Here is a 22,317-nt window from a genome sequence, read left to right on the forward strand (position 1 = left end):
GAATCCCCTCACGATCGGTGCGGAACGACGCTTCCAACAGCAGCGGTGGAGATCGGCTCGACCTCAGCTCGGGGGCCCGCCCCGGCACTCCCATTTGGATATGCATCTCGGAGGCCGGGACCGGCGGCGGCGGGCCTGAAAGTTGAGACGGAGCCTGAGATGACCATTCTCTCCGACCGGAGCGACGCGCGTCTTCAGGAGTTTGGTCCGTGGACTTCGACTCGCGCGTCTCGGACGGATCCCGCTCGACTCGATCGCGCCTCCTCCTGTACCGAGCGATCGGCGGCCGCTCCGTCAGATCACCGCCGTCATGCCGCCGTCGACGTAAAGGATCTGGCCGTTGACGAAGTCGGAGGCCGGGGAGCTGAGGAAGGCGGCGGCGCCGACGAGTTCCTCGGGGCGTCCCCAGCGTCGGGCGGGGGTTCGGCCGACGACCCAGGCGTTGAAGTCGGGATTCTCGATCAGCGGGCGGGTCATGTCGGTGGCGAAGTAGCCGGGGCCGATCGCGTTGACCTGGAGGCCCAGCGGGCCCCAGTCGGCGCACATGGCCTTCGTCAGCATCTTCAGGCCCCCCTTGGCCGCCGCGTAGGCCCCGGTGGTCGTCCGGGCGAGGTCGCTCATCACCGAGCCGATGTTGACGATCTTCCCGCGGCCCCGCACGATCATCCCCCGGGAGACCTGACGGGAGACGAGCATGGCGCTGGTCAGGTTCGTCCGAAGGACCTCGTCCCACACGTCCAGGCCGATCTCGTCGAGCCGCGCCCGGCGCTGGATGCCGGCGTTGTTGATCAGGACGTCGATCGGGCGATCGGCCTCCAGGCGGTCGATCGCGGCGACGACCTCGGCCTCGACGGCCACGTCGAACCGGGCCTCCTCGACGCCGAAGCCCTCGGCCCGCAGCCCGTCGGCCGCCCCCCGCAGCTTCTCCTCGTCGCGGCCGTTCAGGATCGGCGAGGCCCCCGCCGCCGCCAGCCCCCTCGCGATCGCCAGGCCCAGGCCCCCGTTGGAACCGGTGATCAGGATGCGACGCCCGGAAAGGTCGAACGGGGAGGCGGTCATCGGCGAATCCCTCGACGGATGGGGAAAGCTGTTGAAAAGGGCCGGTTCGGCCCGCATGATAACGCTAACATGCGGCGGAAATCCGAACAAGCGGCGCGAGGGGCGGGCATGGCGAAGCGGGGCGGGGGGACGACGATCCGGGACGTCGCCGGCCGGGCCGGGGTCAGCCTGATCACGGTCTCGCGCGCCTTGCGACGGCCCGAGGCCGTGTCGGAGTCGCTCCGGGCGCGGATCCGGGAGGCGGCGGACGACCTGGGCTACATCCCGAACCGGGCGGCGAGCGGGCTGGCCTCGGGGGCTTCGCGGGTCGTTCCGGTGATCCTGTCGTCGCTGGCCGACCCGCTCTCCGTCGGATTCCTGGACGGCGTCCGGGAGGAGCTGGCCGGGGCCGGCTTCCAGATCCTGCTGGGGACGACCGGGCATCGGGTCGACGTGGAGGATGAGCTGGTGGCGGCCTTCCTGGGGTGGGTCCCGGCCGGCCTGGTGCTGGCGGGGGTCGACCACTCGGCCGGGGTCCGGCGGAAGCTCCGTCGCGCGGGGACGCCCGTGGTCGAGGCCCTGGATCTGGCCGACGAGCCCCGGGGCCTGAACGTCGGCGTCTCGCACCGGGCGGTGGGCGAGGCCGCGTCGGGATTCCTGGCCGATCGGGGCCGGTCGCGGATCGCCTACGCCGGGGCCCTCACCGAGATGGGCCGCGAGGCCGACAGGCGGATCGAAGGTTTCCGCGCGGGGCTCCGCGAGCGGGGGCTGCCGGACCATCTGATCGTCCGGGGGGACGACCCGCCGTCGCTCGCCGCGGGGGCCCGCCTGCTCGCCCAGGCGCTGCGACGGTTCCCCGAGATCGACGCCGTCTTCCTCGACGACGCCGACCTCGCCGCCGGGGCGGTTGCGGAGTGCCGGAATCGGGGGGTCGCGGTCCCGGGCTCGCTGGCGTTGATGGGGCTCCACGACCGTGAGATCGCATCGGCCGCCGTCCCCGCGATCACGTCGATCGCGATCCCCGGGCGCGAGATGGGCCGGGCGGCGGCCCGCATGTTGCTCGACGCACTTGAGGAAGTGGGGCCGCCCGCCCCGCGCCGGGTGGACATGGGCTTCCGGATCATCGAACGAGAGAGCACGGGGCCGAAGGGAGGGCCGACTTGAAGCCGGACGTCTTGGTTATGAAGCCCCCCACGCCTGACGTGGCCGAGGCCCTGGAGCGATCGTTCGCGGTGCACCGGCTCTGGGAGGCGGAGGACCGATCGGCCTTCCTGCGAGAGATCGGCGCGACGATCCGGGGGATCGCGACGACCGGCGGCGCCGGCGCGTCGGCCGAGCTGATGCGGGCGCTGCCGAACCTGGAGATCGTGGCCGTGAACGGGGTCGGCCTCGACGCCGTGGACCTGGCTTATGCGAAGGAGGCCGGAGTCGTCGTCGCGAACACCCCCGACGTGCTGACCGAGGACGTGGCCGACATGGCGCTCCTGCTCCTCCTGGCGGCCGCCCGCGAGGCCGTCGCCGGCGACGCGCACGTCCGTTCCGGGGCCTGGGAGCGGGAGGGGGCCCGGCCGCTCTCGCGTCGGGTCCACGGCAAGCGGGCGGGGATTCTGGGACTGGGGAGGATCGGCCGGGCCGTGGCCCGTCGTCTCGAGGCTCTCGACATCCAGATCGTCTACCACAACCGGCGGCCGATCGAGTCGCCCTACGTCTACTATTCGGACCTGGAGGCGCTCGCCCGCGACGTCGACTTCCTGGTCGTCACGGCCGCCGGCGGCGAGGGGAGCCGGGGCCTGGTGGACCGCGCCGTGATCGACGCCCTGGGGCCGGACGGGATCTTGGTGAACGTCGCGCGGGGGACGGTCGTGGACCAGGAGGCGTTGATCGAGGCCCTTCGCGAGAACCGCCTGGCCGCCGCCGGACTGGACGTCTTCGAGGACGAGCCCCGCGTCCCCGAGTCGCTCCGAAACCTGCCCAACGTCGTGCTCCAGCCCCACCACGGCAGCGGGACCGTCGAGACTCGCGCGGCGATGGGGGAACTTGTGGTCAGGAACCTGGAAGCCCACTTCGCCGGTCGGCTCCTACCGACGCCGGTGGACCTGGGCTGACGGCGTGAGGGCGTTTCACCGCTTTGACGCTCCCGCGGCCTCGTCCGCCTCGCGAGGCAGACGAGGCCCGATGGAGGGCGGGGGCGTCACTCGGCCAGCTTCCACCCGGAAGGGTCGGCGGAGAGGGCGGTGCGGCCCTTGTTCTGGTCGAAGACGTCGTTCATTTCTTCGATGGAATCGAAGAAGCCGACGATGTGGGCGGCGCTGAAGGAGTCGCCCGCCCGGACGGGGCGGCCGTGGACTTCCTCGATCATGACGATGATGCCGCCGGGACGCTGGCTGCACCAGGCTTCATAAACGACCGACGGATCGAGCGTCAGGCCGCCGAGCCAGGGGCCGTCGCCGCCGGTCTTGGGGTCTCGGAGGCGGTAGGCGCGGATGAAGCGTTCCGGCGTCCGGTTCAGATCCCGGCGATATCCGAATTTCAGGTCGGGCGGGAAGGGCTCGAAGAACTCGCTGGAGGGGATGCGGACGCCGTTCGGCCCGCCGAGGTAGCTCAGGTAGATCTCGCTGAAGGTGTCTCCCCGTTCGTGGCGGACGCAGCCGGGGGTGTCGTTGCGGAGGAACATTTCCGGCGAGTCGTTGACGCTGTCGATGCGGTCCATCAGGAGGAAGTATCGCTTCCCCCTGGGAAAGACGATCAATTGGGTCCAGGTCGACCCCGGAGTCCGGCCGGGAGCGGCGTACTCGAATTTGTAGGTGGTCTTCACGGCGACGAAGTCCTCGCCCCGGATCACCTCGGGTTGGACCGGCTTCATCCGGTGGCAGAGCTGCGGCCCCTCGACCATCCGCTTGCGATGGCTGGTGCCGTGGGCCATTCGCGCGTACTTGCGGCGGCCGGGGTCCTCCTCGTTCTCATACCAGGTGTAACGGCCGACGCCCTGGCCGTCGGGGGCGATGACCTGGTCGGACCACTCGGCGTCGCTGCCGGGTTCCATGAGCCAGTCGACCACCATCAGGCCGTCGCCGACCTCATGGAAGCCGGTGGTCTTGTCGCGGAACGTCCCCTTCTCGATGCCCGTCATCCATCGTTTGGGATCGCGTTTGGGAATGACGGCCTCGATGAGATCGGTGTCGATCGAGATGGCGCGGTCGTCCTCGACCACGCGGACCCACGACGGCTCTTCCGCCAGGGCGGAGGACGCCGCGGCGAGGCTCAGGCCAGCGAAAACGGCAAGGGAGATTCTCATGATGTCGCCTCTGTCGCCCTGGATCTTGGATGGGCCGGCCGGGTTCGGCCGCCACGTCGGCCCACTGCCGGCCGGCCGGACGCCCAAGGAGGGTAATGCCGGGGTTCCAGGGAATCCACCGAAAAGCGAGTTCTTGATTCTCGGCGCGGACCATTTGCTGAGATCGCGCGGATGATGCCCGATGCCGTGTGTTGACGCCGTCGGCCTTCGACCCGACGATGACGTTCGGGCGAATCGGCCCTTGCGCATCCCGGTTCCCGCTCTCCTCGCCCCGACAACAGGAGGACCGCCGTCATGGCTCGCGCCGTCGACCTTGATTTCGAGCCCGTTTCGAAGGATGCGTTCGGCAAGTCGCAAGGGAGGATCACTGCGCGTTTCAACGTCGCCCTCTTCGCGTTCCTGGGACTGATGGGCTTCGCTCGCTTCCTGCTCGTGGCGTCGGTCGCCCGAGAATCGGCGTTCGGGGGGCTCGTGCTGTCCGGCTTTCTCGACGCGATCCGGTTCCTTGCGGTCGTGCTGATCTCGTCGGCGTTCCTCAAGGAGTTCTGGGGGCGGCTCGTGACGTCGCTTTTCCCGATTCGCGCGATAAACTATGAGGAAGCGGTCGCCGTCCTCCTCATGGCGAGCCTGATTGTCGGGACCTGATCCCCCTCGGTGGAAGGAGCCTCGCCGTGGCCCGCGTCAAGACGACCGATCAGTTGATCGACGAGGCTGAGGCGGAAGCCCGCCGCGAGCCGTTCCCGGTGGACGCGCCGGTCTATGAGAAGGCGGAGCGCGACCCGTCCCGGCCGATCCTCTACGCCGGCGCGCTCGACGCGCCGGTGGCGGTGCTCGCGCGCGACCTGGGCCGCGACGAGGTGGCCGCCGGCCAGCCCCTGATCGGGGCGGGGGGGAAGCTGGTCCGGGCCGGGATCGTCAAGGCCCACGGCGCGGGGGGGCTGGAAGAGGCGCTGCGGTTCGCGCTCCTGACCAACACGGTCCCGTTCAAGCCGCCGGGGAACAAGGCGTATGCGGAGTCGGTCCGCGCCCGGTTCCGGCCGTTCGTGGCGGAGCTTCTGGCCCGGTTCTGGTCGGGCTCGCAGGTCCTGACCCTGGGGACCGAGGCCTTCCGCTGGTTCGAGCCTTATGCGGAAGGGGGGGAGTTCCCGGCCTCGGCGGCGACCGATGAACGATTCGAGACGGCCTATGAATGCCGGCTGCCGATTCCGGGGGACGCGGCCGAGGGATTCAAGGTCGTCCTGGTCCGGCCCCTGCCGCACCCTTCGCCGCTGAATCGCCGGTGGTACGCGAGGTTCCCGGAGATGCTGGAACGCCGACTCGCCGAGGTCGGAGCGGCCGTTTGAACCGGGGCGAATCGACGGCGGCGTCGAATTTTCAACGTGCTGTTTGCAGGCATGTCAATTCCGATTTGCTTAGGCTTGCGTAGTGCGATGGCGGTGGGTACGTTACGAGAACGATCATTTTCATTTTTCCCGTCATTCGAGGGGGAGATCTCGTGCGAAAGACCCAGATGGTGACCGATCGCGAGCTCGAGATCATGAAGATCCTCTGGGCTCGGGGCCAGGCGAGCGTTCGCGACGTTCAGGAAGACCTGAATCGCGACTCGGGCCCGGTCGCTTACAGCACCGTCCAAACCCTGCTGAACATCATGGAAGACAAGAAGGGGCTGGTGCGCCACGTCGTCGAAGGGCGGACGTTCATCTATCACCCCAAGAAGTCGTCGGAGCGGACGATTCGCGAACTGACCCGCAAGTTCGTGGATCGCGTGTTCGACGGCGCGCTCGACCGGGTGATGGTGGCGTTGTTTGATTCCAAGCCTCCCACGCCGGAGGATCTGGATCGGCTCCGGGCCATGATCGACGACGCCCAGCGGCTGTCGGCGACGGGAACCGGCGAGCCCGCCGAAGCGGCGTCTCAAGAAGACGTCTGATCCGCCCGCCGCCCTCCGCAGGCCGGCTTTTGTTCGAGGCCGAGTCGACACAGATCGATGCAGTCCCATCGGGCCAGGAGCCCCGTCGCAGGCGGCGGAGTTTTCCTGGCTCGTTCCGTTTTCGGCGGCCGGCGCGAGGGCGGACATCGCTCTTCGAGCTTGCAAGGTCGCACGAATCGAGTCCGTCCCGGAGGTCGCCGACACGACGATGTGGCTCGTGCTGGATCATTTCAGCCGCACGTTGATCGATGCGGGGATCGCGAACGCGATCCTGCTGAGCGTCATCGTGGTCGTCGTCGTCTTCACGCGGCAGCCGGCCCGGCGCGTCGTCCTGGCGCAGACCGGAGTCTACGCGGCCCTCCTGATGTACCCCCTGGTCGCCTCCAACCCCTCCCTGCGGGTCTACCCGGTCGATTGGCTCCTCCGAACCGGCGTGGTCCCGCCCCCGCTGACGCCCGAGCCGAATCGGTTCGATTTCGTCGGCCCGGTCGTGCCGGGACCGGCGGGCCGCACTCCCCCTCGGGGCCGCCCCGCCGCCTCCCAGGCTGAGTGGCCTTCGGGCGAGCGCCTGGTCCGGGTGGCGACCTTGCTCTATCTGGCGGGGGCTTCGGTCGGCCTGGCCTGGTTCGGCCTGGGACTCTGGGGTTTCCAACGCCTGCTCGGCCGATCGTCCGAAGCCCGCCCGGAGACTCGACGGGTGTTCGACGAGTTGATCGCCGACCTGGAGCGTTCGCCCCCCCAGCCGGAGCTGCGAGTCTCGACCTGGCTGCGAAGCCCGGTCCTGGGAGGTGTGACCCGGCCCACCATCGTCATCCCGGCCGAGATCGAGGAGGTGGACGTCGACCGCGACGCCCTTCGCCTGGTGCTGCTGCACGAACTGGCGCATGCCGACCGGGGCGACGCCTGGTTCAACGCGCTGGCGGCCCTCGCGCAGATCTTTTGGTTCTTCCTCCCTCACCTATGGTGGCTCCGCGCCCAACTGCGGATCGACCAGGAGTTCCTGGCCGACCGCAAGGCGGCGGGGCCGCTCGGCGAGACGACCCACTACGCCCGATGGCTGGTGGGGCTCTCCAGCGGCCGGGCCAGCCGCGCCCTTGCGTCCCGAAAGCTCGACGCCGCCCCGACCCCTTCTCGGTCCTGGATCGGTCGCAGCTTCGACACCCCGATGCTCCAGCGCATCGCCATGCTCCTGTATTGCCCGTTCGTCGTCGAGGACCGCCCCCCGCGCTGGTTCGCCACGGGCGTGCCGACCGCCTTCATGCTCGCGGCCGTGGCGCTCTCCACCTTCCGCATCCTGGCGCCGGTCGATTCGACGGTCCTGCTCCACGAGGCCCAGGCGGCCGACCCCGTCGTCCGCAGCTTCCAGGTCCCCGAGTTCGTCGTCGTCCCCGCTCGGCCCAACGACGGTCGTCCCAACCCCGCCTACGTCCTCCCCCTGCCGCTCCCCACCGCGTTCAACCTGCAAGCCGAGATCCTCGCGACGCCCAGGGCCCTCGCCCAGATCCGAATCGCGGGATGCCCCCTCCTTCCCGAGTCCGAGGCGCAAGCCCTCCTCGCCGATGCCGCCCCGGACGACGTCCCGCCGACCAACCACGCCTACACCCTCCGGCACGAATACCGGTCCCTCAAGGCCAGCATCGACGGTCGCGAATTCGACCTCGACCCCAGGATCCTCGCCGACGCCCACTGGCTCACAATCACCCCCGCTCTCGATGAGACCGCCACGATCCGCGATCTGCTCATCAACTGGTGAAACCGGCCGACTGCCATTTCGGCGCAATGAGGCTGGCTCCATCATAAGCACGAGAGCGGCTGCCAGAATGGCGCCGGCGGTCGGTGCCGTCTCGCGTTCGCGGGCCTCGTAGGCGAATCGTTTGAATATCGGTAAAGGTCTTTGGCTGATTGATTTAAGTTGACTGATCGCGTCGGATCAAGGATTTTCAGCCATTTTGGCACAAGGGCTGCTCTCTATCCCTATTGGAGACCTGGAAAGCGATCTTGGCCGCAACGAGGGCGAACCATGACCGGGCCGGACTGGCGAGGGGGATGGGATCCGTTCCACGAATTCCAGCGCGAGATGGGGCGACTGTTCCAGTCGTTCGACCCGTTCCAGTCACTGCGGCACATCCGGGCGTTTCCCCCGGTCAACCTGTACGTCGCCGGCGACGAGTTTCTCCTCTCCGCGCAAATCCCGGGGCTGAAGCCGGACGAGGTCGAACTGACCGTGACCTCCGAGACCGTCACGCTTCGTGGGGAGCGGAGGCGGTCGGAAGGGATCAAGGACGACTCGTACCGCCGCCAGGAGCGATTCATGGGGCGATGGTCCCGAACGATCACCCTTCCCGATCGGGTCGATGAGGCGAAGGTCTCCGCGCAATTCGCGGACGGCGTCTTGACGGTTCGGCTCCCTCGCGCCGAGGGGGCCAGACCCCGGCACATCACCGTATCGTCCCCGGTCGACGCCGCCCGGCCGAGAAACGTCGAGGACGAGGGGAGCCACCGATCATGAGCGATGCCCAGTCCTCGATTCGGGTGCCTCTGGGGGCGTCCTCGGGGCCGACCCCGATCCCGACCCCGGGCGATTCCTCGGCGGGGGACCACGCGTCCTACCCGAGACCCACGATCACGCCGCCGATCGATATTCACGACGGCCCCGACGGCCTGACCCTGGAGGCCGACGTCCCGGGCGCGACCGAGTCGAGCCTCATCATTCAACTCGAGCACAACGTCCTGAGCCTGGACGCCCGGATCGAGACCCCCGCGCCCGAAGGGGCCCGCCCGGTCCATGAAGAGTATCCGGTGGGCGACTACCACCGCTCGTTCATCCTCAGCGACGACGTCGACCGAGAGCGGATCACCGCCGAGCTGAAAAACGGCGTCCTCAAGGTCTTCCTCCCCAAGGCCGACCGGGCCCGCGCCCGCCGGATCGAGATCAAGTCGTGAACGCCCCCGGCGCGAGCCAAGGAGTCAGTCGATGAGCCGGCCGCACGAAGGCGGGACCCCGTTCCAGGCCCTGGAGCGAGAGTTCTTTCGCATGATCAAGGATGCCTTTCAGACCTCCGGGACGGCCCCCGAGCCGGCCGAGGCCTCGGTCGCCGACGCCGAGCCTTTCGCCCCTCTCGTCGACGTCTTCGAGACGGCCGAGGAGACCCTCATCCTCGTCGACCTCCCCGGGGTCGACCCGGCGGGCGTCGAGATCACCGCCGAGGGGGACGTCCTGACCATCAAGGGGGACCGCCCGGTCGACGGCCCTCCCCAGCCCGTGCGCGGCCTCCGCGAACGCCGAACCGGCGCGTTCGCCCGCCAGATTCCGCTGAACCGCGAGGTCGACCTCGACGCCGCCCGCGCCGAGGCCCGCGACGGCGTCCTGGCGATTCGCCTCCCCAGACCACCCGCCCGAAAGCCCCGGACCATCCCGATCCGTACCGGCTGACTGCGGGCAGGGGGGGGCCGTCCGGCCACGAACCGGAGCCCGAATCGAAACGGAGTCTCCGCGCGCCCTCGCTCCCAGCGAGAATTGTGGTAAGTTGGACTCGTTGAGGGCCGTTTCCTACTCGAGCGGAGCGTTGCGTCATGGAGACCGAGAAGGTCATCACCTACTCAGCGATCGCCGTCGCGGCGATCATCGTCCTGATTTTCTCGCTCGACCTGGTGGCCGGGATATTCGGGCAGTACATCGCCATGGACGTCCTCTTCATCCTCGGCGGCGCGTTCCTGCTCTGGCAGGGCGTCGAGACGATGATGGAGCTGCGCTAGCGAGACGACGAGGCCCCGTCGCGGCCGACGGTCAGGACCCGTCCCGCGACGTCGCGACGTGGGCGACGAGGGCCTCGACGAGTCCGTCCCAGGTGGCGACGGGCGCCTCCACCGCGACGTCCCAGCCCACCGCGGTCGCGGCCGCCGTGGTGATCGGGCTGATCGTCGCCAGCTTGATCTCGACGCCCACCCGCCGCCGCCCCTCGGGGGAGAGGAGTGCGTGCAGCCTGGCGACGATGGCCGGGCTGGAGAGGGTGATCCAATCCACCCCCCCTTCCTCGATCCGCGAGCGGAGGGCCGGGGGCAGCCCCTCGACGTCGGCGTTCCGGTACACGGCGACCTGGCGGACCTCGGCGGACTTGCCCAGCACGTCCTGGAGCACGGTCCGGCCCCGGTCGGCCCGCGCCATCAGGATGCGCGATCCGGCCGCGACCGCCGCCAGCGACTCGGCCAGCGACTCCGAATGGAACGACGGCGGGATCAGGTCGGCCCGCAGGCGATATCGGGCCAGGGCCTCGGCCGTGCTCGGCCCGATCGCCGCCAGGCGGACGCCCCCCAGCGCGCGGAGGTCGCCGCCGCGATCCCAGAGCCGGTCGAAGAATCCCCGCACCCCGTTGGCCGACGTGAAGACGAGCCAGTCGTACTCGCCGATCCGGTCGAGTTCGTCGTCGAGCGGGCCGTGATCCTCGGGGGGGAGGATCTCCACCGTCGGCGCGATCAGGACTTCGGCCCCGAGCGCCTCCAGCGCGGCGGAGGAGCGCTCGGCCTCCTCGCGCGGCCTCGTGACGACGATCCGACGGCCGAACAGCGGGCGAGACTCGAACCAGGCCAGAGCCTCGCGCTGGGCGACCACCTCGCCGACGACGAGGAGGGCGGGGGGCCGCACGCCGCGATCCTTCGCCGTCTCGGCGATCGTCCCGAGCGTCCCGGCGACGACCCGTTGCGCCGGCGTCGTCCCCGACTCGACGATCGCCGCCGGCGTCCCGGCCGGTTTGCCCTCCCGCACGAGGGCGCCGGTGATGTCCGCCAGGTGGGTCACGCCCATGTAGAAGACCAGGGTCCCCGGGAACTTCGCCAACGCCGACCAGTCCAGGCGCGAGGCGGCGTTCACGGCCTGGGACGACTTCGGCGCCTGATGCCCGGTCACGAAGGCGACGGCCGATGCGACGCCTCGACTGGTCAGGGGGATGCCGGCGTAGGCCGTCGCCCCGATGCCCGAGGTCACGCCCGGGACGATCTCGAACGGGATCCCGCGCTCGCGGAGGTAGGCGCCCTCTTCCGACCCCCGGCCGAAGACCAGGGGGTCCCCCCCCTTGAGCCGGACGACCCGCTTGCCGGCCTCGGCGTGATCGACGAGCGTCGCGTTGATCTGGTCCTGGCTCAGCGTGCAGTGGCCGACCGACTTCCCGGCGCGGACGCGGAGCGCCCCGGCCGGGGCGAGGTCCAGCAGCCGCTCGTTGGCCAGATGGTCGAAGACGACCACCTCGGCCCGGGCGAGCGCCTCGGCCCCTCGAAGGGTGAGGAGGCCGGGATCGCCGGGACCGGCGCCGACGAGGGAGACGTGTCCGATCCCGGGACGGGGGCGGGGAGGTGGGGTCATGTCCGGGGCGTCGCTCGCGGTTGTCGTCATCAGAGGACGGCCAGCGGGCCGCGAGTGACGCCGTACTGGTTCGAGGCCTTGAGCTCCCGCCAGAGGGTCTTGCCGTCGCGGAGGCCGGCGGCGGTCTCGCGGTAGAGGGTCACGGTTCGCTCGACGGCCTCCGGGGCGTCGTCGAGAAACTCGATGCGAAGGTTGCGGACTCCCCGGGCGATCAGCCGGGGGAGGAATTCGGCCGCCGTCTGGGGGACGGCGTTGAACAGCGTGTTCCGACAGCCGACGTCGGCCTTCAGCGGGTGTTCCTTGCCCACGCGGTCCCTCAGCTTCACGTCGTGGTCGTCGCACGGACGGCCGCAGTTGGTGTGGTCCGTCCCCGGCGACAGGAACGCGCAGAAGACGCAATGCTCCATGTGGAACATCGGGATCTGTTGATGAATAACGACCTCCAGCCAGTCGGCCGGGACGGCGTCGATCAGGTCGAAGAGCTGGCCGGCGTCCAGGTCGTACGAGGCCGTCGTACGCCGGGCCCCGCGCTCGTGGAACAGGTCCACGGTCAGCGGGTTGGCCGCGTTCATCGAGAAGTCGGCCACGAACGGCGTGGATTCCTCGGCGCAGAAGGCCAGGCCCCCGGCGTTGCGGACGAGCAGGCCGTCGGCCCCGGCCTTGGCCAGGAACTTGAAGAGGTTTCGCTCCGCCGGCTTCTCGATCCGGGGGCTCGCGAGATAGATCGCCAGCCCCACGCGGCGGGCCTCGGCCACGGCGTCCTTGTATTGCTTGATATCCTGGTAATCGGCGTAGATCGTGGTGGCGCCGGCGTTGGCGGCGGCTTCGATCTGGTCGGTCCGGCGGCAGAGGACGGCCAGCCGGGGGGACTCGCCTTCGCGACGTTCGCGAGCCTGGCGCTGGGCTTCGGCCCGGAGCGGTCCCAGGAGGCTCGGCAGGACGGGCCCGGCGGCGGTCGGCCGGAGGGGCGGGGCGTCGGCCGCGGCGTCGAGCCTGGCGGCCAGGTCGCGGCGACACTGATTCAAGACGCTCTTGGGGACCATCGGCCCCCCCTCGATCTCGGCGGCGAGGGCGTCGAGCCGGTACGACGTCCCCCCCAATCGGCCGAGCTGCTCGCGGAAGAGCGCCTCGTCGGCCGGTTTCGTCTGCGCCGGGGCCAGCGGGGCCTCGCCGACGGCCGTCGCGACGTGCCCGGTCGCGGACCTCGCCTCGACCCGGAGCGGTTCGCCGACCGCCGCGCGGACGCGGACGTCGACGCCCACGAGCCGGGTCGGCGGCCCTTCGAACGAACGCCTCAGCCTGGCCGTCAGCTCGGGGTCGTCGGTCTTCCAGGCCGGCTGGCCGCGTACGATGCGCGACAGGTCGAGCGCCTCGCGGCCGAACCGAAGCTCGACGCGGGACGGATCGCGGTCGTCGATCGCGATCACCTCGTAGACCCGGCCTCCCTGCTCGGGGACGCCGGTCTCGTCGTCGCCGTCGAACACCAGGCCGTCGCCCGGCTTGACGCCGGTGGCGAGCCTCATGCGAACCCCGGCGCGGCCCACGTCCTCGACCGCTCCCAGCGGGACCCCGCGCTTCTTGGCGTAGTCGCCCCGCACCAGGATCTTGTGGTCGGGGCCGTCCAGGAAGCCGTGGCTGAAGCCTCGGGAGAAGGACATCTCCATCTCCTCGACCTCGCGAGGAGAGAATTCCACCGGCCGCCCGGCCCAGGCCTCGTCGATCGCCCGGCGGTAGTGGCGGGTGATGTTGGCGACGTACTCGGGAGTTTTGAGCCGGCCTTCGATCTTCAGGCTGGAGACCCCGGCCCGGATCAGCTCGGGGATCAGGTCGTACGCGGCCAGGTCTTGCGGGCTGAGGAGGTACTGGGTCCGGCCCAGGTCCACGTCGCGGCCGTCGCAGACGATCTGGTAGGGCATCCGGCAGGCCTGCGCGCACTCGCCCCGGTTGGCCGAGCGGCCCCCGAGCGCCTCGCTGGTCAGGCATTGCCCCGAATACGCCACGCAGAGCGCCCCGTGGACGAAGACCTCGACCGGGATCGTCGACTCGGCCCGCACTCGGCGGACTTCCTCCAGCGACAGTTCGCGGGCCAGGATCACCCGCGAGCATCCCAGCTCGGCGGCCAGGCGGACTCCTTCCTCGCTGGTGATCGACATCTGGGTCGACCCGTGGATCTCCAGCTCCGGCGCCACGGCGCGGATCAGCCGGGTCAGGCCCAGATCCTGGACGATCAAGGCGTCGGTCCCGGCGTCGCTCAACTGGCGGATCGTCGCCTCGACGTCCTCCAGCTCGGACGGGAAGACCAGGGTGTTGAGCGTGACGTAGCCCTTGACCCCGTAACGATGGAGGAAGGCCATCGTCTCGGCCAGGTCCAGGCCGTCGAAATTGGCCGCGCGGATCCGCGCATTGTGCCGCTTGAGGCCGAAGTAGACCGCGTCCGCCCCGTTGGCGACGGCCGCGCGGACGCAGTCACGATCGCCGGCCGGCGCCAGCAGCTCGGGCTTCACCCCGGTCGGTCGGTCCTCGCCGGCGCCATCGCCCGCGTCCACGCCCGTCTCGATGCCGATCGCCGCTCCACTCACGTCCTGGGTTCCCAAGGGCCTCGACCGTTCCGCCCAAGACTCGACGCCTCGCGCTTTCCTCTATTATCGCGGCGGCGGCCGATCTCACAAGGGCCGGCGCCGGCCCTTGTGCTTGCGAGGGGGGAGGGAGGCTGGGGTTGTTTGTGTCGAATTAATGTTCTACAATTCGGGCGACGTAGCGTGACGGGGGACGGCGGCCGGGAAATTGGACTCTTGGTATCCGCCTCCCGATCCGATAAAATCGATAGTCTGCCTGCAAGCAATCCGCCTTCCCACGGGATGGCGGCGGCCCCTACGGTCCCGTCCGGCCTCGCGGTGCGAGGAGCCTGGGCCGTCCGACCTGGCCGACGCGTCGTCCCCCACCCGCCCGACGGAGTCCGCCCCGGTTCCCCACCGAAGGCGCGCGGACCGTTCTCCAGAAGATGAGGAGTCCTTCAATGCCCGCTCCCAAGAAAATCCGATCGTCGCTGATGATGATCGCGATCGCGATCGCGGCCGGAGCCTCGGTCTGGGCCTACGCCGCGGGCGCCTGGGGTCTCTCGCCTGGTCGGGGGGGCCGTCGGAATCTCGCGGAGAAGTACCACTTCGCGCCGGTGAGCCGGACCGTGCTGGAGGGCTCGCTCACCACCCAGGGGCGACTGGAAAGCTCCAAGCGGACGGTGATCGAGTGCGAGCTGGAGAACATCTCGATCGGGATCATGGGCCGGTCGATGTCGGCCGGGGGGGCGTCGAGGCTCCTGAGCGTCGTCCCCGACGGCTCGCGGGTGAAGGCCGGCGACGTCCTGGCCACGCTCGATTCGTCGGGGTACGAGGAGCTGCTGCGACAGCAGCGGATGACCGTCGAGCGGTCGCGAGCCGACCGCCACCAGTCGGAACTGGACCTGGAGGTGGCCAAGATGGCCATCTCCGAGTACCAGGACGGCACCGTGGCCGAGACGCTCAAGGACCATCAGCGGCTGATCGCCCTGGCCGAATCCGAGCTGACGCGGAGCCGCGGCCGGCTGGACTGGGCGACCCGGATGAACGTCAAGGGTTACGTCTCCACCAGCGTCCTGAAGACCGAGACGCAGACCTACAGCAAGGCCCAGATCGCCCTGGAACGCGCCCAGGGGGCCCGGGACCTGTTCGAGCGCTACTCCTCCCCCAAGATGATCCGCCAGCTCGAGGGGGTCATGCTCTCACGCCAGGCGACGCTCACGTACCAGGACATCCGACTCCAGCGGAACCTCGACCGCCTGGCGAAGCTGGAAAAGCAGGTCGAGCTCTGCACCATCCGCGCCCCCCACGACGGCTACATCATCTACGCCAACGACCCTCGCCGCAACGTCGTGATCGAGGCCGGGATCGAGGTCCGCCAGAAGCAGGACCTCTTCTACCTCCCCGACCTCGAGCGGATGGAGGTCGTGGCGCTGATCCACGAGTCGATCGTCGACCGCGTGACCCGGGGGATGAAGGCCCGGATCGCCCTGGAAGGCGCGCCCGACGTGATGATGACCGGACGGGTTCAATCGATCGCGCCGCTGCCGATCTTCGACCATCGCTCGGACGTCCGCTATTTCGAGGGGATCGTGAAGATCGAGGAGGCGACCCGCCGCGACCTGATGCCCGGCATGACGGCCCGGGTCGACCTGAGCACGCCCCCCAAGAGCAACGTCCTGGCCGTGCCGGTCGAGGCGGTGACGAACGAGGAAGGGGAGGACTACTGCTACGTCTTCCGGGGAGAGGGGGACGGCCTGGAGAAGCGTCGGATCGCGCTGGGCGAGGCCACCCACGACATGCTGGAGGTCGCCGAGGGGCTGGAGGAAGGGGAGCAGGTGGTCCTCAATCCCCGGCTCGACGAGATGGCCGACGACGTCGACGACGCGCCCGCCCCGGCCGCGGTTCCGGCCGACGCGCCCACCGGCCCGATCGCCGCGTTGCGCTGATCGCGACGGCCGCGCCGGCGGACGCCCCGAAACGGCCCGCCGGCGGGCCTCCGAGGCTCACGTCGGCCGTCGTCGCCGGTCGAAGGAAGGATCGAATCGAGGCCCGTCGCCCCCGGCTCGCCAGCCGTCGCGAGCCCGACCCTCGATCGCTCCTCACCCGAGAGCCCCACGCGACGACACCATGGCTCCCAAACGCACCCAATCCGCCCCCTCGGGCTCGACGCCCCACCCCGTCGTCACGACCTTGCTCCTGCTCGGCGCGCTGGGCTGGGCGATCGGCCTGCTCGTCCACAAGGGGATGATGGCCTGGCCCCCCGTCCGGCTCCTCTCCTGCCTGGCGACCATCGCCGGCTGTCTGGCCCTGGTCGGCCCGATCATCCTGTCCCGGTCGGGGAAGGGGGGGGGCAGCCTGGGCGAGCTCGTCTGGATGACCGGAGGGCTCCTGATCTGGATCTTCAACCTCGTCGGCGTGGCCAGCGGCGACCTCCGCTCGATCGACTGGGCCACCCCCCTGGGGCCGCGGGCGATGGGCCTGATCATCCTGGCCGTGCTGGTGGCCGGGCTCCGCTCCGGCCTGGCGGGCCGCGACTGGTCGTGGACGAACGTCACCGGCTGGGCGCTGGGGCTGTTCTGGGTCGGCCTGGCCTTCGCGACCTGGTTCCTCGCCCCCGGTTCCGGCCTGGCTTCGGGGCTGGCCCTGCGGTGATCCTTGACGCTCGGCGCATCAGCGATTAGCTTCAATGGCACGACGCGCGCCCGAGCCCCGGGCTCATCGCCCCTTAGTTGATTTGCACTTGTCGCATCGGCTCATCCCCCGTCCGGGTCGGGCGTCTTGAGGAGTTTCTTCGTGGCCATCGAGCAAGAGTCCAACCCCGGCGAAGCCGACCTGAAGATGCTCCGCAGGTCGGCTATCGAGAACGAGATCCCGACCTATCGGGCCGTCAGCACCCGGGCCATCTTCGCGGTGCTCTGCGGCTTCATGGCCGCCCTCAGCTTCGCCCACCCGGCGTTCTACCTGTTCGCCGCCGCGGCGGTGGTCCTGGGCCTGTCGGCCGATCGCGCCATCCAGCGCTACCCGGACGTCCTCACGGGGCAGGGCCTGGCCCGTGCGGGAGTCGCCCTGGGAATGGTCTTCGGCCTGTCCATCTTCACCATCACGAGCGTCCAGGAGTTCCTGGCCCGCCGCGAGGCCGGCGCGTTCGCCCGCGAGTACGCCAAGATGGTCAAGGGGGGCTCGCTCGCCGATCTCTACTGGATCGGCCTCCCCCCGCTCAACCGCACCCAGGTCACGCCTGAGGAGCACCTCAAGCAGATGCAGGAGCAGAAGCAGGAGGCGGCCATGACCGACATGAAGTACGCCGGCCTCCGCAAGCTCACCCAGGACGTCCATGGCTCGCCCCAGGGCTCGATCACGTTCAACGCCATCGAGAACCTCGGCCGGGAGGATCTCGTCGTCGTCGCCATCGCCCTGTTCGACGTCCAGGCCGTCGCCCCCCCCCACGAGCACAAGGAAGGGGAGGCCGACCACGACCACGACGAGCCCACCGGGCCGCGGAGCGGCCACGCCATGGCCGTCATCAAGGGGACCGTCCCCGAGGGGAAGAGCGCCTACGAGTGGTGGGTCGACGACGTCCAGTATCCCTACATCCCGAAGACCGCCGCCCTGCCCGAGACCGTCAAGGCGGTCGACGACGGCCACGGCCACGCCCACTGAGGCGGGCCGCCTCCGCCCTTCGCATCGACGTCTCCGGCGGGCCTCAGCGCCCGCCGGTGTACGTCGCGAAGCAATTCGGCGTCTCCCAGAGGACGACCTCGACGACCGGCAGCCCGGCCGTCTTCCCCTGCTCGTAGATCAGCCGGGCGATATTCTCCGCAGTCGGGTTCACGTCCATCACGAACACGCGTTCGCCGCGCTCCTGGAGCGTGGCGAGCAGCGGGTCGTCGCGGCGCAGGATCATGTTGTGGTCCAGCTCGTCGTCGATCCAGCGCTGGAGCTTCCGCTTGATGTCGCTGAAGTCCACGAGCATGCCCCGGCCGTCGAGGTCGGGCCCTTCCAGGGTCACCACGGCCAGGCCGTTATGCCCGTGCAGGTGGCGGCACTTGCCGTCATAGTCCAGGAGCCGGTGGCCGTAGCAGAACTCGATCTGGCGCGTGACTCGGTACATGGCTTGAAGTTCCCGAAAAAACGGCGGCGTTCACGCTCGATCAGGTTCGGCGTAGCGGGTCCGGTCGGGGACCTCGGCGTCGCGGAACCCGTCGCGGCGTTCCGCGCACTTGTTGCAGAGGCCGCAGTGCAGGCCGGCGACCGGCCGGATGCAAGAGAAGGTCAGGTGGAGCGGCAGGCCCGCCCCGCGTCGGATCACGTCGGCCTTGTGGAGCCGGGCGAACGGCCGGATGAGCCTCGGCGAGCCGGAAAGGGCCCGGCCGACGACCGATTCCAGATCCCGGAAGAATTCGTCGGTGCTGTCCGGGAACGGGTTCGACCCCAGGGAACCCAGGGTCAAGGTCGCCACGCCGCGGAGCCGGCACCAGAGGGCCGACTTGACCGTCAGGAGCAGGTTCCGCCCCGGCAGATACACCGCCTCATCGGGGGTCTCGGCGCCGGGGACCTCGGGACCGTCGGTGCTCCAGTGCGGGCCGTAAACGTCCCGGATCGGCTCGTCGAGGACCACCAGGCGGGCCAGGCCGGGCCGCGCGACCGCCGCCAGGAACGCTCGGGCGGAGGCCAGTTCGACTTCCTCCCAGCGCAGGCCGCAGCGGATGTAGATCGGCTGCACCCGGGGATGCTCGTCGAGCATCGTCGCGCAGAGCACCGCGCTTTCGATGCCGCCGCTGATCAGGACGGCGGCCGTCCGCGTGTCGTCCTCTCGCATGCCGCGCCCGAGGGTCCGAGTAAGGGGTCGATGAGCCCGCACGTCCATCTTAGGGGACGCGACGTCCCAAGGCCAGGAGGCCGTCGCGGGCCGCGGACGGCTTCGCGGGATTCGGCCGGCGATCGGACCCGATTCGCTCATTCCGCAGGCGTTCGTGTAGAATGGTGGGATCGGCGTCCGGGGGCGTGGTCGCGGCTTCGGCGATCTTCGGGCCACATGGGGCGAGCATCGGGAACGCATCGATCATATGAGACTCCTGCCAGACCTCCGGGAACGTCGCCGCAGCCCCGAACTGATGGACCAACCGGGCCTCGATCCGGCCGAACACCGCCGCGCGCTGGACGCCCTCCGCCGCGTGAACTGGTTCAGCGTCGGGACTCGGGCCGTCTGGCCCCGCATCCGGTCGTATCACCGGGAGCATCGGCGCGACGACCCCTCGCGGCCGATCCGACTGCTGGACGTCGCGACCGGCGGCGGCGACTTTCCCGTCCGGCTCGCGCGGCTGGCCCGCCGCGAAGGGCTGAACCTGGAAATCTCCGGCTGCGACATGAGCGAGTTCGCCGTCGAGCACGCCACGCAGTACGCCCGACGCTCGGGAGTCGAAGTGAACTTCTTCGCCCGCGACGTCCTGACCCAGCCCCTCCCCGAAGGCTTCGACATCCTGACCAGCTCGCTTTTCCTCCACCACCTCGACGAGCCCGAGGCGATCGGCCTGCTCGCCGCGATGCGAACCGCGGGGGACCTGGTCCTGATCGACGACCTCGAACGCAGCCGCGCCGGCTGGGTCCTGGCCTACGCGGGCATCCGGCTCCTCTCGCGGTCGTCGGTGGCCCACGTCGACGGCCCGCTGTCCGTGGAAGGCGCCTACACCCGCGACGAGGCGCGCGAGCTGGCCTCGAAAGCCGGTTGGACCCGTACCCAGGTGATCCCTCGCTGGCCCTGCCGCTTCCTGCTGGTGGGGGAAGACCGATGACCTCGGCCGCGACCGCCGAGCCCGAGGGTGGAATCGACGGTGCAGGTCGGAGCGAGAGCCAGGGCGAGCCCTACGACGTCGTCGTCGTCGGCGCGGGACCGGCAGGCTCGATGACCGCCGGCGAGCTGGCGCGTCGGGGAGTCCGGGTCCTTCTCGTGGACCGGGCCGAATTCCCCCGGCCGAAGGTCTGCGGCTGCTGCCTCAACCCCCGCGCCCTGGCGACGCTGGAACGCACCGGCCTGGGAGGGCTCGCGTCCCGGCTGGGGGCCGTGGACCTGACCGCGATGGAGCTGGCGACGGCGGGGCGACGGGCCTCGATCGAGCGGCCCCTCGGGGTCGCTCTCTCCCGAGACGCCCTCGACGCCGCCCTGATCGAAGCCGCGGCGTCGGTGGGGGTCGAATTTCTGCCGGGGACGACGGCCTCGCTCCGTCCCGGACTCCCCGACACGCCTCGCGTCGTTCGCTTGCAGCGGGGCGATCGGGCGTGGGACGTGAGGGGCCGCTTCGTCGTCTCGGCGACGGGCCTGACCGACGGCCTCCTGCCCGTCGAGAACCGGGCGACCCCCGCGACGGGGGCGAAGCTGGGCGCCGGGGCGATCGCGCCCGTCGCGCCGTCGGGCTATGAGCCCGGACGTATCTACATGGCGTGCGGGGACGGCGGCTACGTCGGCCTGGTCGTGCTGGAGGACGGCCGCCTCGACCTCGCCGCCGCGCTCGATCCCGACGCCGTGCGCGACGCCGGCGGGATCGGCCGGCTCGCCGCATCGATCCTCGCGACGGCGTCCCTGCCCCCGGTCCCGGGCGTAGCCGGACTCTCCTGGAAGGGGACCCCGCTCCTGACGAGAAGGCCGGCCCGGCTGGTCGAGCGGGGCGTGTTCCGGGTGGGAGACTCCGCCGGCTACGTCGAGCCGTTCACGGGCGAGGGCATGGCCTGGGCCGTCGCCGGCGGGGAGGCCCTCGCCGCGATCCTCGCGGACGCGGTCGCGGGCCTGGAGACCCGGCCCGATCGGCGATGGGACCTCGCCTACCGACGTCGGATCGCGCGTCGGCAGCTCACCTGCCGCGCCGTCTCTCGGGTCCTGCGCTCGCCCTGGATGACGCGGGGACTGGTCCGCGCCCTGGGCCTTGGGCCGTCGTTGGCACGGCCTTTTCTAGCGATCATGCACAAAGCCACCTGATCCATCCCCTCTCCCCCCTCGCGTCCGTCGACAAACCTGAGGCCGCCATAATGCAAGTCGAAGTGCTCGGAATCGGAACGGCGGCGCCCCCGCACAGCATCACCCGCGCGCAGTCGGTCGACGCCGCCCGCGCGATCTGCGCCGAGGACGACGGCCACGCCGGGCTGCTCGCGGGCCTGTACCGGCAGTCGGGGGTCGAGACCCGCCGGGTCGTCTTCCAGCAGGACGAGTTCCGGCGGATCGTCTACGGCGAGGGGGACTACGACACCCCGTTCGTCTCCAAGGGGATCGGCGATCGAGGGCCCTCGACGGCCGAGCGGATGGAGCGGTTCGAGGCCGAGGCCCTGCCGCTGGCCGCGGAGTCGAGCGGGATGGCCCTGGAACGGTCGGGGGTGGACCCGAAGTCGATCACCCACCTGGTCACCGTCTCCTGCACCGGGCTCGCCGCGCCGGGGGTCGACCTGGGGCTCATGAAGCAACTGGGTCTCTCCACGGACGTGGAGCGGACTCACGTCGGCTTCATGGGCTGCCACGGCTCGCTCAACGGCCTTCGGGTGGCGAGAGGCCTGATTTCCGCAGAGCCCGACGCCCACGTCCTGCTCTGCTCGGTCGAGCTGTGCAGCCTCCATCTCGCCTACGGCTGGGACCCCAAGCGGATGGTGGGGAACGCGCTGTTCGCGGACGGCTCCGCGGCCGTGGTGCTGGGGCCCCCTCGGGGGGCGGCGGGCGTCCCGACCGAACGGGACGTCTGGCGGCTGGCCGGCAACGGCGCCCGGCTGTTCCCCGACTCCGAGGAAGCGATGTCCTGGTTCGTCCGCGACCACGGCTTCGAGATGGTCCTCTCGCCGCGCGTGCCGGGGCTGATCCAGCGGCACGTCGGGCCCTGGCTGGAGGCGTGGCTGGGGCGTCGCGGCCTGGCCGTGGCCGACGTGGCGTCGTGGGCCGTGCATCCCGGCGGTCCCCGGGTCCTGGGCTGCGTGCAGGAGACGCTCGGCCTGGGCCCCGACGCCGTCTCGGTCTCGCGGTCGATCCTCGCGAGCCACGGCAACATGTCGTCGGCGACCGTCCTGTTCATCCTCGACGAGTTGATCCGCCGCGACGCCCCCCGCCCCTGCGTCGCCCTGGGATTCGGCCCCGGCCTGGCGGCCGAAGGGGCGCTGTTCGTCTGAG

The 22,317-nt window shown here is 70.3% G+C and carries 22 protein-coding genes; 16 read left to right on the forward strand and 6 right to left on the reverse strand.

The features are described 5' to 3' along the window. Nucleotides 1-294 precede the first annotated feature (294 nt). The gene (locus VT85_RS13280) at nucleotides 295-1,059 is read right to left on the reverse strand and encodes an SDR family oxidoreductase (protein ID WP_068421963.1); all 765 of its coding nucleotides are present in this window, start codon (nucleotides 1,057-1,059) and stop codon (nucleotides 295-297) included. A gap of 108 nt (nucleotides 1,060-1,167) precedes the next feature. Between VT85_RS13280 and VT85_RS13285 the strand changes: the two genes are divergently transcribed. Together VT85_RS13285 and VT85_RS13290 are read left to right on the forward strand one after the other, a co-directional pair. Then, nucleotides 1,168-2,202, forward strand: coding sequence for a LacI family DNA-binding transcriptional regulator (locus VT85_RS13285; RefSeq protein WP_068415848.1), 1,035 nt, complete (start codon nucleotides 1,168-1,170; stop codon nucleotides 2,200-2,202). After that, nucleotides 2,199-3,143, forward strand: coding sequence for a 2-hydroxyacid dehydrogenase (locus tag VT85_RS13290; RefSeq protein WP_082858582.1), 945 nt, complete (start codon nucleotides 2,199-2,201; stop codon nucleotides 3,141-3,143). Before VT85_RS13285 ends, VT85_RS13290 begins: the two co-directional genes overlap by 4 nt. 86 nt (nucleotides 3,144-3,229) lie before the next feature. Here the strand turns inward: VT85_RS13290 and VT85_RS13295 are convergent, their stop codons facing one another. Next, complete coding sequence (locus VT85_RS13295; protein ID WP_156512857.1) at nucleotides 3,230-4,333, reverse strand: hypothetical protein; 1,104 nt, start codon at nucleotides 4,331-4,333, stop codon at nucleotides 3,230-3,232. Nucleotides 4,334-4,627: 294 nt separating this feature from the next. On the opposite strand from VT85_RS13295, the gene VT85_RS13300 reads away from it, so the two are divergent. From VT85_RS13300 to VT85_RS13335, 8 genes are all read left to right on the forward strand, one after another. Further along, nucleotides 4,628-4,978: a hypothetical protein gene (locus VT85_RS13300; protein WP_068415857.1), complete on the forward strand. Its 351-nt coding sequence runs from the start codon at nucleotides 4,628-4,630 to the stop codon at nucleotides 4,976-4,978. A gap of 26 nt (nucleotides 4,979-5,004) precedes the next feature. Further along, nucleotides 5,005-5,676, forward strand: coding sequence for a uracil-DNA glycosylase family protein (locus VT85_RS13305; RefSeq protein ID WP_068415861.1), 672 nt, complete (start codon nucleotides 5,005-5,007; stop codon nucleotides 5,674-5,676). A gap of 152 nt (nucleotides 5,677-5,828) precedes the next feature. Then, nucleotides 5,829-6,263 carry a BlaI/MecI/CopY family transcriptional regulator gene (locus VT85_RS13310; RefSeq protein ID WP_197490669.1) on the forward strand — a complete coding sequence of 145 codons (435 nt, stop codon included), beginning with the start codon at nucleotides 5,829-5,831 and terminating at the stop codon, nucleotides 6,261-6,263. A gap of 217 nt (nucleotides 6,264-6,480) precedes the next feature. Continuing rightward, nucleotides 6,481-8,016, forward strand: coding sequence for a M56 family metallopeptidase (locus VT85_RS13315; RefSeq protein WP_197490670.1), 1,536 nt, complete (start codon nucleotides 6,481-6,483; stop codon nucleotides 8,014-8,016). A gap of 267 nt (nucleotides 8,017-8,283) precedes the next feature. After that, nucleotides 8,284-8,772: an Hsp20/alpha crystallin family protein gene (locus VT85_RS13320; protein ID WP_068415867.1), complete on the forward strand. Its 489-nt coding sequence runs from the start codon at nucleotides 8,284-8,286 to the stop codon at nucleotides 8,770-8,772. Further along, on the forward strand, nucleotides 8,769-9,206 hold the full coding sequence (locus VT85_RS13325; protein WP_068415871.1) for an Hsp20/alpha crystallin family protein: 438 nt from the start codon (nucleotides 8,769-8,771) through the stop codon (nucleotides 9,204-9,206). The genes VT85_RS13320 and VT85_RS13325 overlap by 4 nt, the downstream gene beginning before the upstream one ends. A gap of 31 nt (nucleotides 9,207-9,237) precedes the next feature. Continuing rightward, nucleotides 9,238-9,696, forward strand: coding sequence for an Hsp20/alpha crystallin family protein (locus VT85_RS13330; protein WP_068415874.1), 459 nt, complete (start codon nucleotides 9,238-9,240; stop codon nucleotides 9,694-9,696). Between the two features lie 140 nt (nucleotides 9,697-9,836). Then, nucleotides 9,837-10,019, forward strand: a complete 183-nt coding sequence (locus VT85_RS13335; protein ID WP_068415877.1) for a hypothetical protein — start codon at nucleotides 9,837-9,839, stop codon at nucleotides 10,017-10,019. Nucleotides 10,020-10,050: 31 nt separating this feature from the next. Here VT85_RS13335 and cobA read toward each other — a convergent pair whose 3' ends face one another. Both cobA and VT85_RS13345 read right to left on the reverse strand, forming a co-directional pair. Further along, the gene (cobA, locus tag VT85_RS13340; RefSeq protein ID WP_068415881.1) at nucleotides 10,051-11,619 is read right to left on the reverse strand and encodes a uroporphyrinogen-III C-methyltransferase; all 1,569 of its coding nucleotides are present in this window, start codon (nucleotides 11,617-11,619) and stop codon (nucleotides 10,051-10,053) included. Between the two features lie 29 nt (nucleotides 11,620-11,648). Next, entirely contained in the window at nucleotides 11,649-14,198 is a 2,550-nt protein-coding gene (locus VT85_RS13345; protein WP_231871374.1) for a DUF3656 domain-containing protein, read from the reverse strand. A 437-nt stretch (nucleotides 14,199-14,635) separates the two neighbouring features. Between VT85_RS13345 and VT85_RS13350 the strand changes: the two genes are divergently transcribed. From VT85_RS13350 to VT85_RS13360, 3 genes are all read left to right on the forward strand, one after another. Further along, nucleotides 14,636-16,123, forward strand: coding sequence for an efflux RND transporter periplasmic adaptor subunit (locus VT85_RS13350; RefSeq protein WP_068415884.1), 1,488 nt, complete (start codon nucleotides 14,636-14,638; stop codon nucleotides 16,121-16,123). 181 nt (nucleotides 16,124-16,304) lie between these two features. Further along, nucleotides 16,305-16,829: a hypothetical protein gene (locus VT85_RS13355; RefSeq protein WP_068415887.1), complete on the forward strand. Its 525-nt coding sequence runs from the start codon at nucleotides 16,305-16,307 to the stop codon at nucleotides 16,827-16,829. Nucleotides 16,830-16,970: 141 nt separating this feature from the next. Beyond that, complete coding sequence (locus tag VT85_RS13360; protein WP_068415890.1) at nucleotides 16,971-17,837, forward strand: hypothetical protein; 867 nt, start codon at nucleotides 16,971-16,973, stop codon at nucleotides 17,835-17,837. A gap of 43 nt (nucleotides 17,838-17,880) precedes the next feature. Here the strand turns inward: VT85_RS13360 and VT85_RS13365 are convergent, their stop codons facing one another. Next, the gene (locus tag VT85_RS13365; protein WP_068415894.1) at nucleotides 17,881-18,288 is read right to left on the reverse strand and encodes a 6-pyruvoyl trahydropterin synthase family protein; all 408 of its coding nucleotides are present in this window, start codon (nucleotides 18,286-18,288) and stop codon (nucleotides 17,881-17,883) included. Nucleotides 18,289-18,318: 30 nt separating this feature from the next. After that, on the reverse strand, nucleotides 18,319-18,996 hold the full coding sequence (locus tag VT85_RS13370; protein WP_068415897.1) for a 7-cyano-7-deazaguanine synthase: 678 nt from the start codon (nucleotides 18,994-18,996) through the stop codon (nucleotides 18,319-18,321). A 247-nt stretch (nucleotides 18,997-19,243) separates the two neighbouring features. Here VT85_RS13370 and VT85_RS13380 point away from each other — a divergent pair, with 247 nt between their 5' ends. The 3 genes from VT85_RS13380 (at nucleotide 19,244) to VT85_RS13390 (ending at nucleotide 22,316) form a co-directional block, all read left to right on the forward strand. Continuing rightward, a complete protein-coding gene (locus VT85_RS13380) occupies nucleotides 19,244-19,969 on the forward strand; it encodes a methyltransferase domain-containing protein (RefSeq protein ID WP_068415902.1) in 726 nt (241 codons plus the stop codon). After that, nucleotides 19,966-21,147 carry an NAD(P)/FAD-dependent oxidoreductase gene (locus VT85_RS13385; RefSeq protein WP_068415906.1) on the forward strand — a complete coding sequence of 394 codons (1,182 nt, stop codon included), beginning with the start codon at nucleotides 19,966-19,968 and terminating at the stop codon, nucleotides 21,145-21,147. Before VT85_RS13380 ends, VT85_RS13385 begins: the two co-directional genes overlap by 4 nt. 62 nt (nucleotides 21,148-21,209) lie before the next feature. Next, nucleotides 21,210-22,316 (forward strand): type III polyketide synthase, encoded by a 1,107-nt coding sequence (locus tag VT85_RS13390; RefSeq protein ID WP_197490671.1) that lies wholly within the window; start codon nucleotides 21,210-21,212, stop codon nucleotides 22,314-22,316. Nucleotide 22,317 lies beyond the last annotated feature (1 nt).

Source organism: Planctomyces sp. SH-PL62 (assembly GCF_001610895.1).
Taxonomy (GTDB): domain Bacteria; phylum Planctomycetota; class Planctomycetia; order Isosphaerales; family Isosphaeraceae; genus Paludisphaera.

Excerpts from the sequence above, each read along its gene's own strand:
- VT85_RS13280 (WP_068421963.1), bottom strand. The coding sequence starts at position 1,059 with ATGACCGCCTCCCCGTTCGACCTTTCCGGGCGTCGCATCCTGATCACC.
- VT85_RS13285 (WP_068415848.1), top strand. The coding sequence starts at position 1,168 with ATGGCGAAGCGGGGCGGGGGGACGACGATCCGGGACGTCGCCGGCCGG.
- VT85_RS13295 (WP_156512857.1), bottom strand. The coding sequence starts at position 4,333 with ATGAGAATCTCCCTTGCCGTTTTCGCTGGCCTGAGCCTCGCCGCGGCG.
- VT85_RS13300 (WP_068415857.1), top strand. The coding sequence starts at position 4,628 with ATGGCTCGCGCCGTCGACCTTGATTTCGAGCCCGTTTCGAAGGATGCG.
- VT85_RS13320 (WP_068415867.1), top strand. The coding sequence starts at position 8,284 with ATGACCGGGCCGGACTGGCGAGGGGGATGGGATCCGTTCCACGAATTC.
- VT85_RS13325 (WP_068415871.1), top strand. The coding sequence starts at position 8,769 with ATGAGCGATGCCCAGTCCTCGATTCGGGTGCCTCTGGGGGCGTCCTCG.
- VT85_RS13330 (WP_068415874.1), top strand. The coding sequence starts at position 9,238 with ATGAGCCGGCCGCACGAAGGCGGGACCCCGTTCCAGGCCCTGGAGCGA.
- VT85_RS13335 (WP_068415877.1), top strand. The coding sequence starts at position 9,837 with ATGGAGACCGAGAAGGTCATCACCTACTCAGCGATCGCCGTCGCGGCG.
- cobA (WP_068415881.1), bottom strand. The coding sequence starts at position 11,619 with ATGACCCCACCTCCCCGCCCCCGTCCCGGGATCGGACACGTCTCCCTC.
- VT85_RS13350 (WP_068415884.1), top strand. The coding sequence starts at position 14,636 with ATGCCCGCTCCCAAGAAAATCCGATCGTCGCTGATGATGATCGCGATC.
- VT85_RS13355 (WP_068415887.1), top strand. The coding sequence starts at position 16,305 with ATGGCTCCCAAACGCACCCAATCCGCCCCCTCGGGCTCGACGCCCCAC.
- VT85_RS13365 (WP_068415894.1), bottom strand. The coding sequence starts at position 18,288 with ATGTACCGAGTCACGCGCCAGATCGAGTTCTGCTACGGCCACCGGCTC.
- VT85_RS13370 (WP_068415897.1), bottom strand. The coding sequence starts at position 18,996 with ATGCGAGAGGACGACACGCGGACGGCCGCCGTCCTGATCAGCGGCGGC.
- VT85_RS13380 (WP_068415902.1), top strand. The coding sequence starts at position 19,244 with ATGAGACTCCTGCCAGACCTCCGGGAACGTCGCCGCAGCCCCGAACTG.
- VT85_RS13385 (WP_068415906.1), top strand. The coding sequence starts at position 19,966 with ATGACCTCGGCCGCGACCGCCGAGCCCGAGGGTGGAATCGACGGTGCA.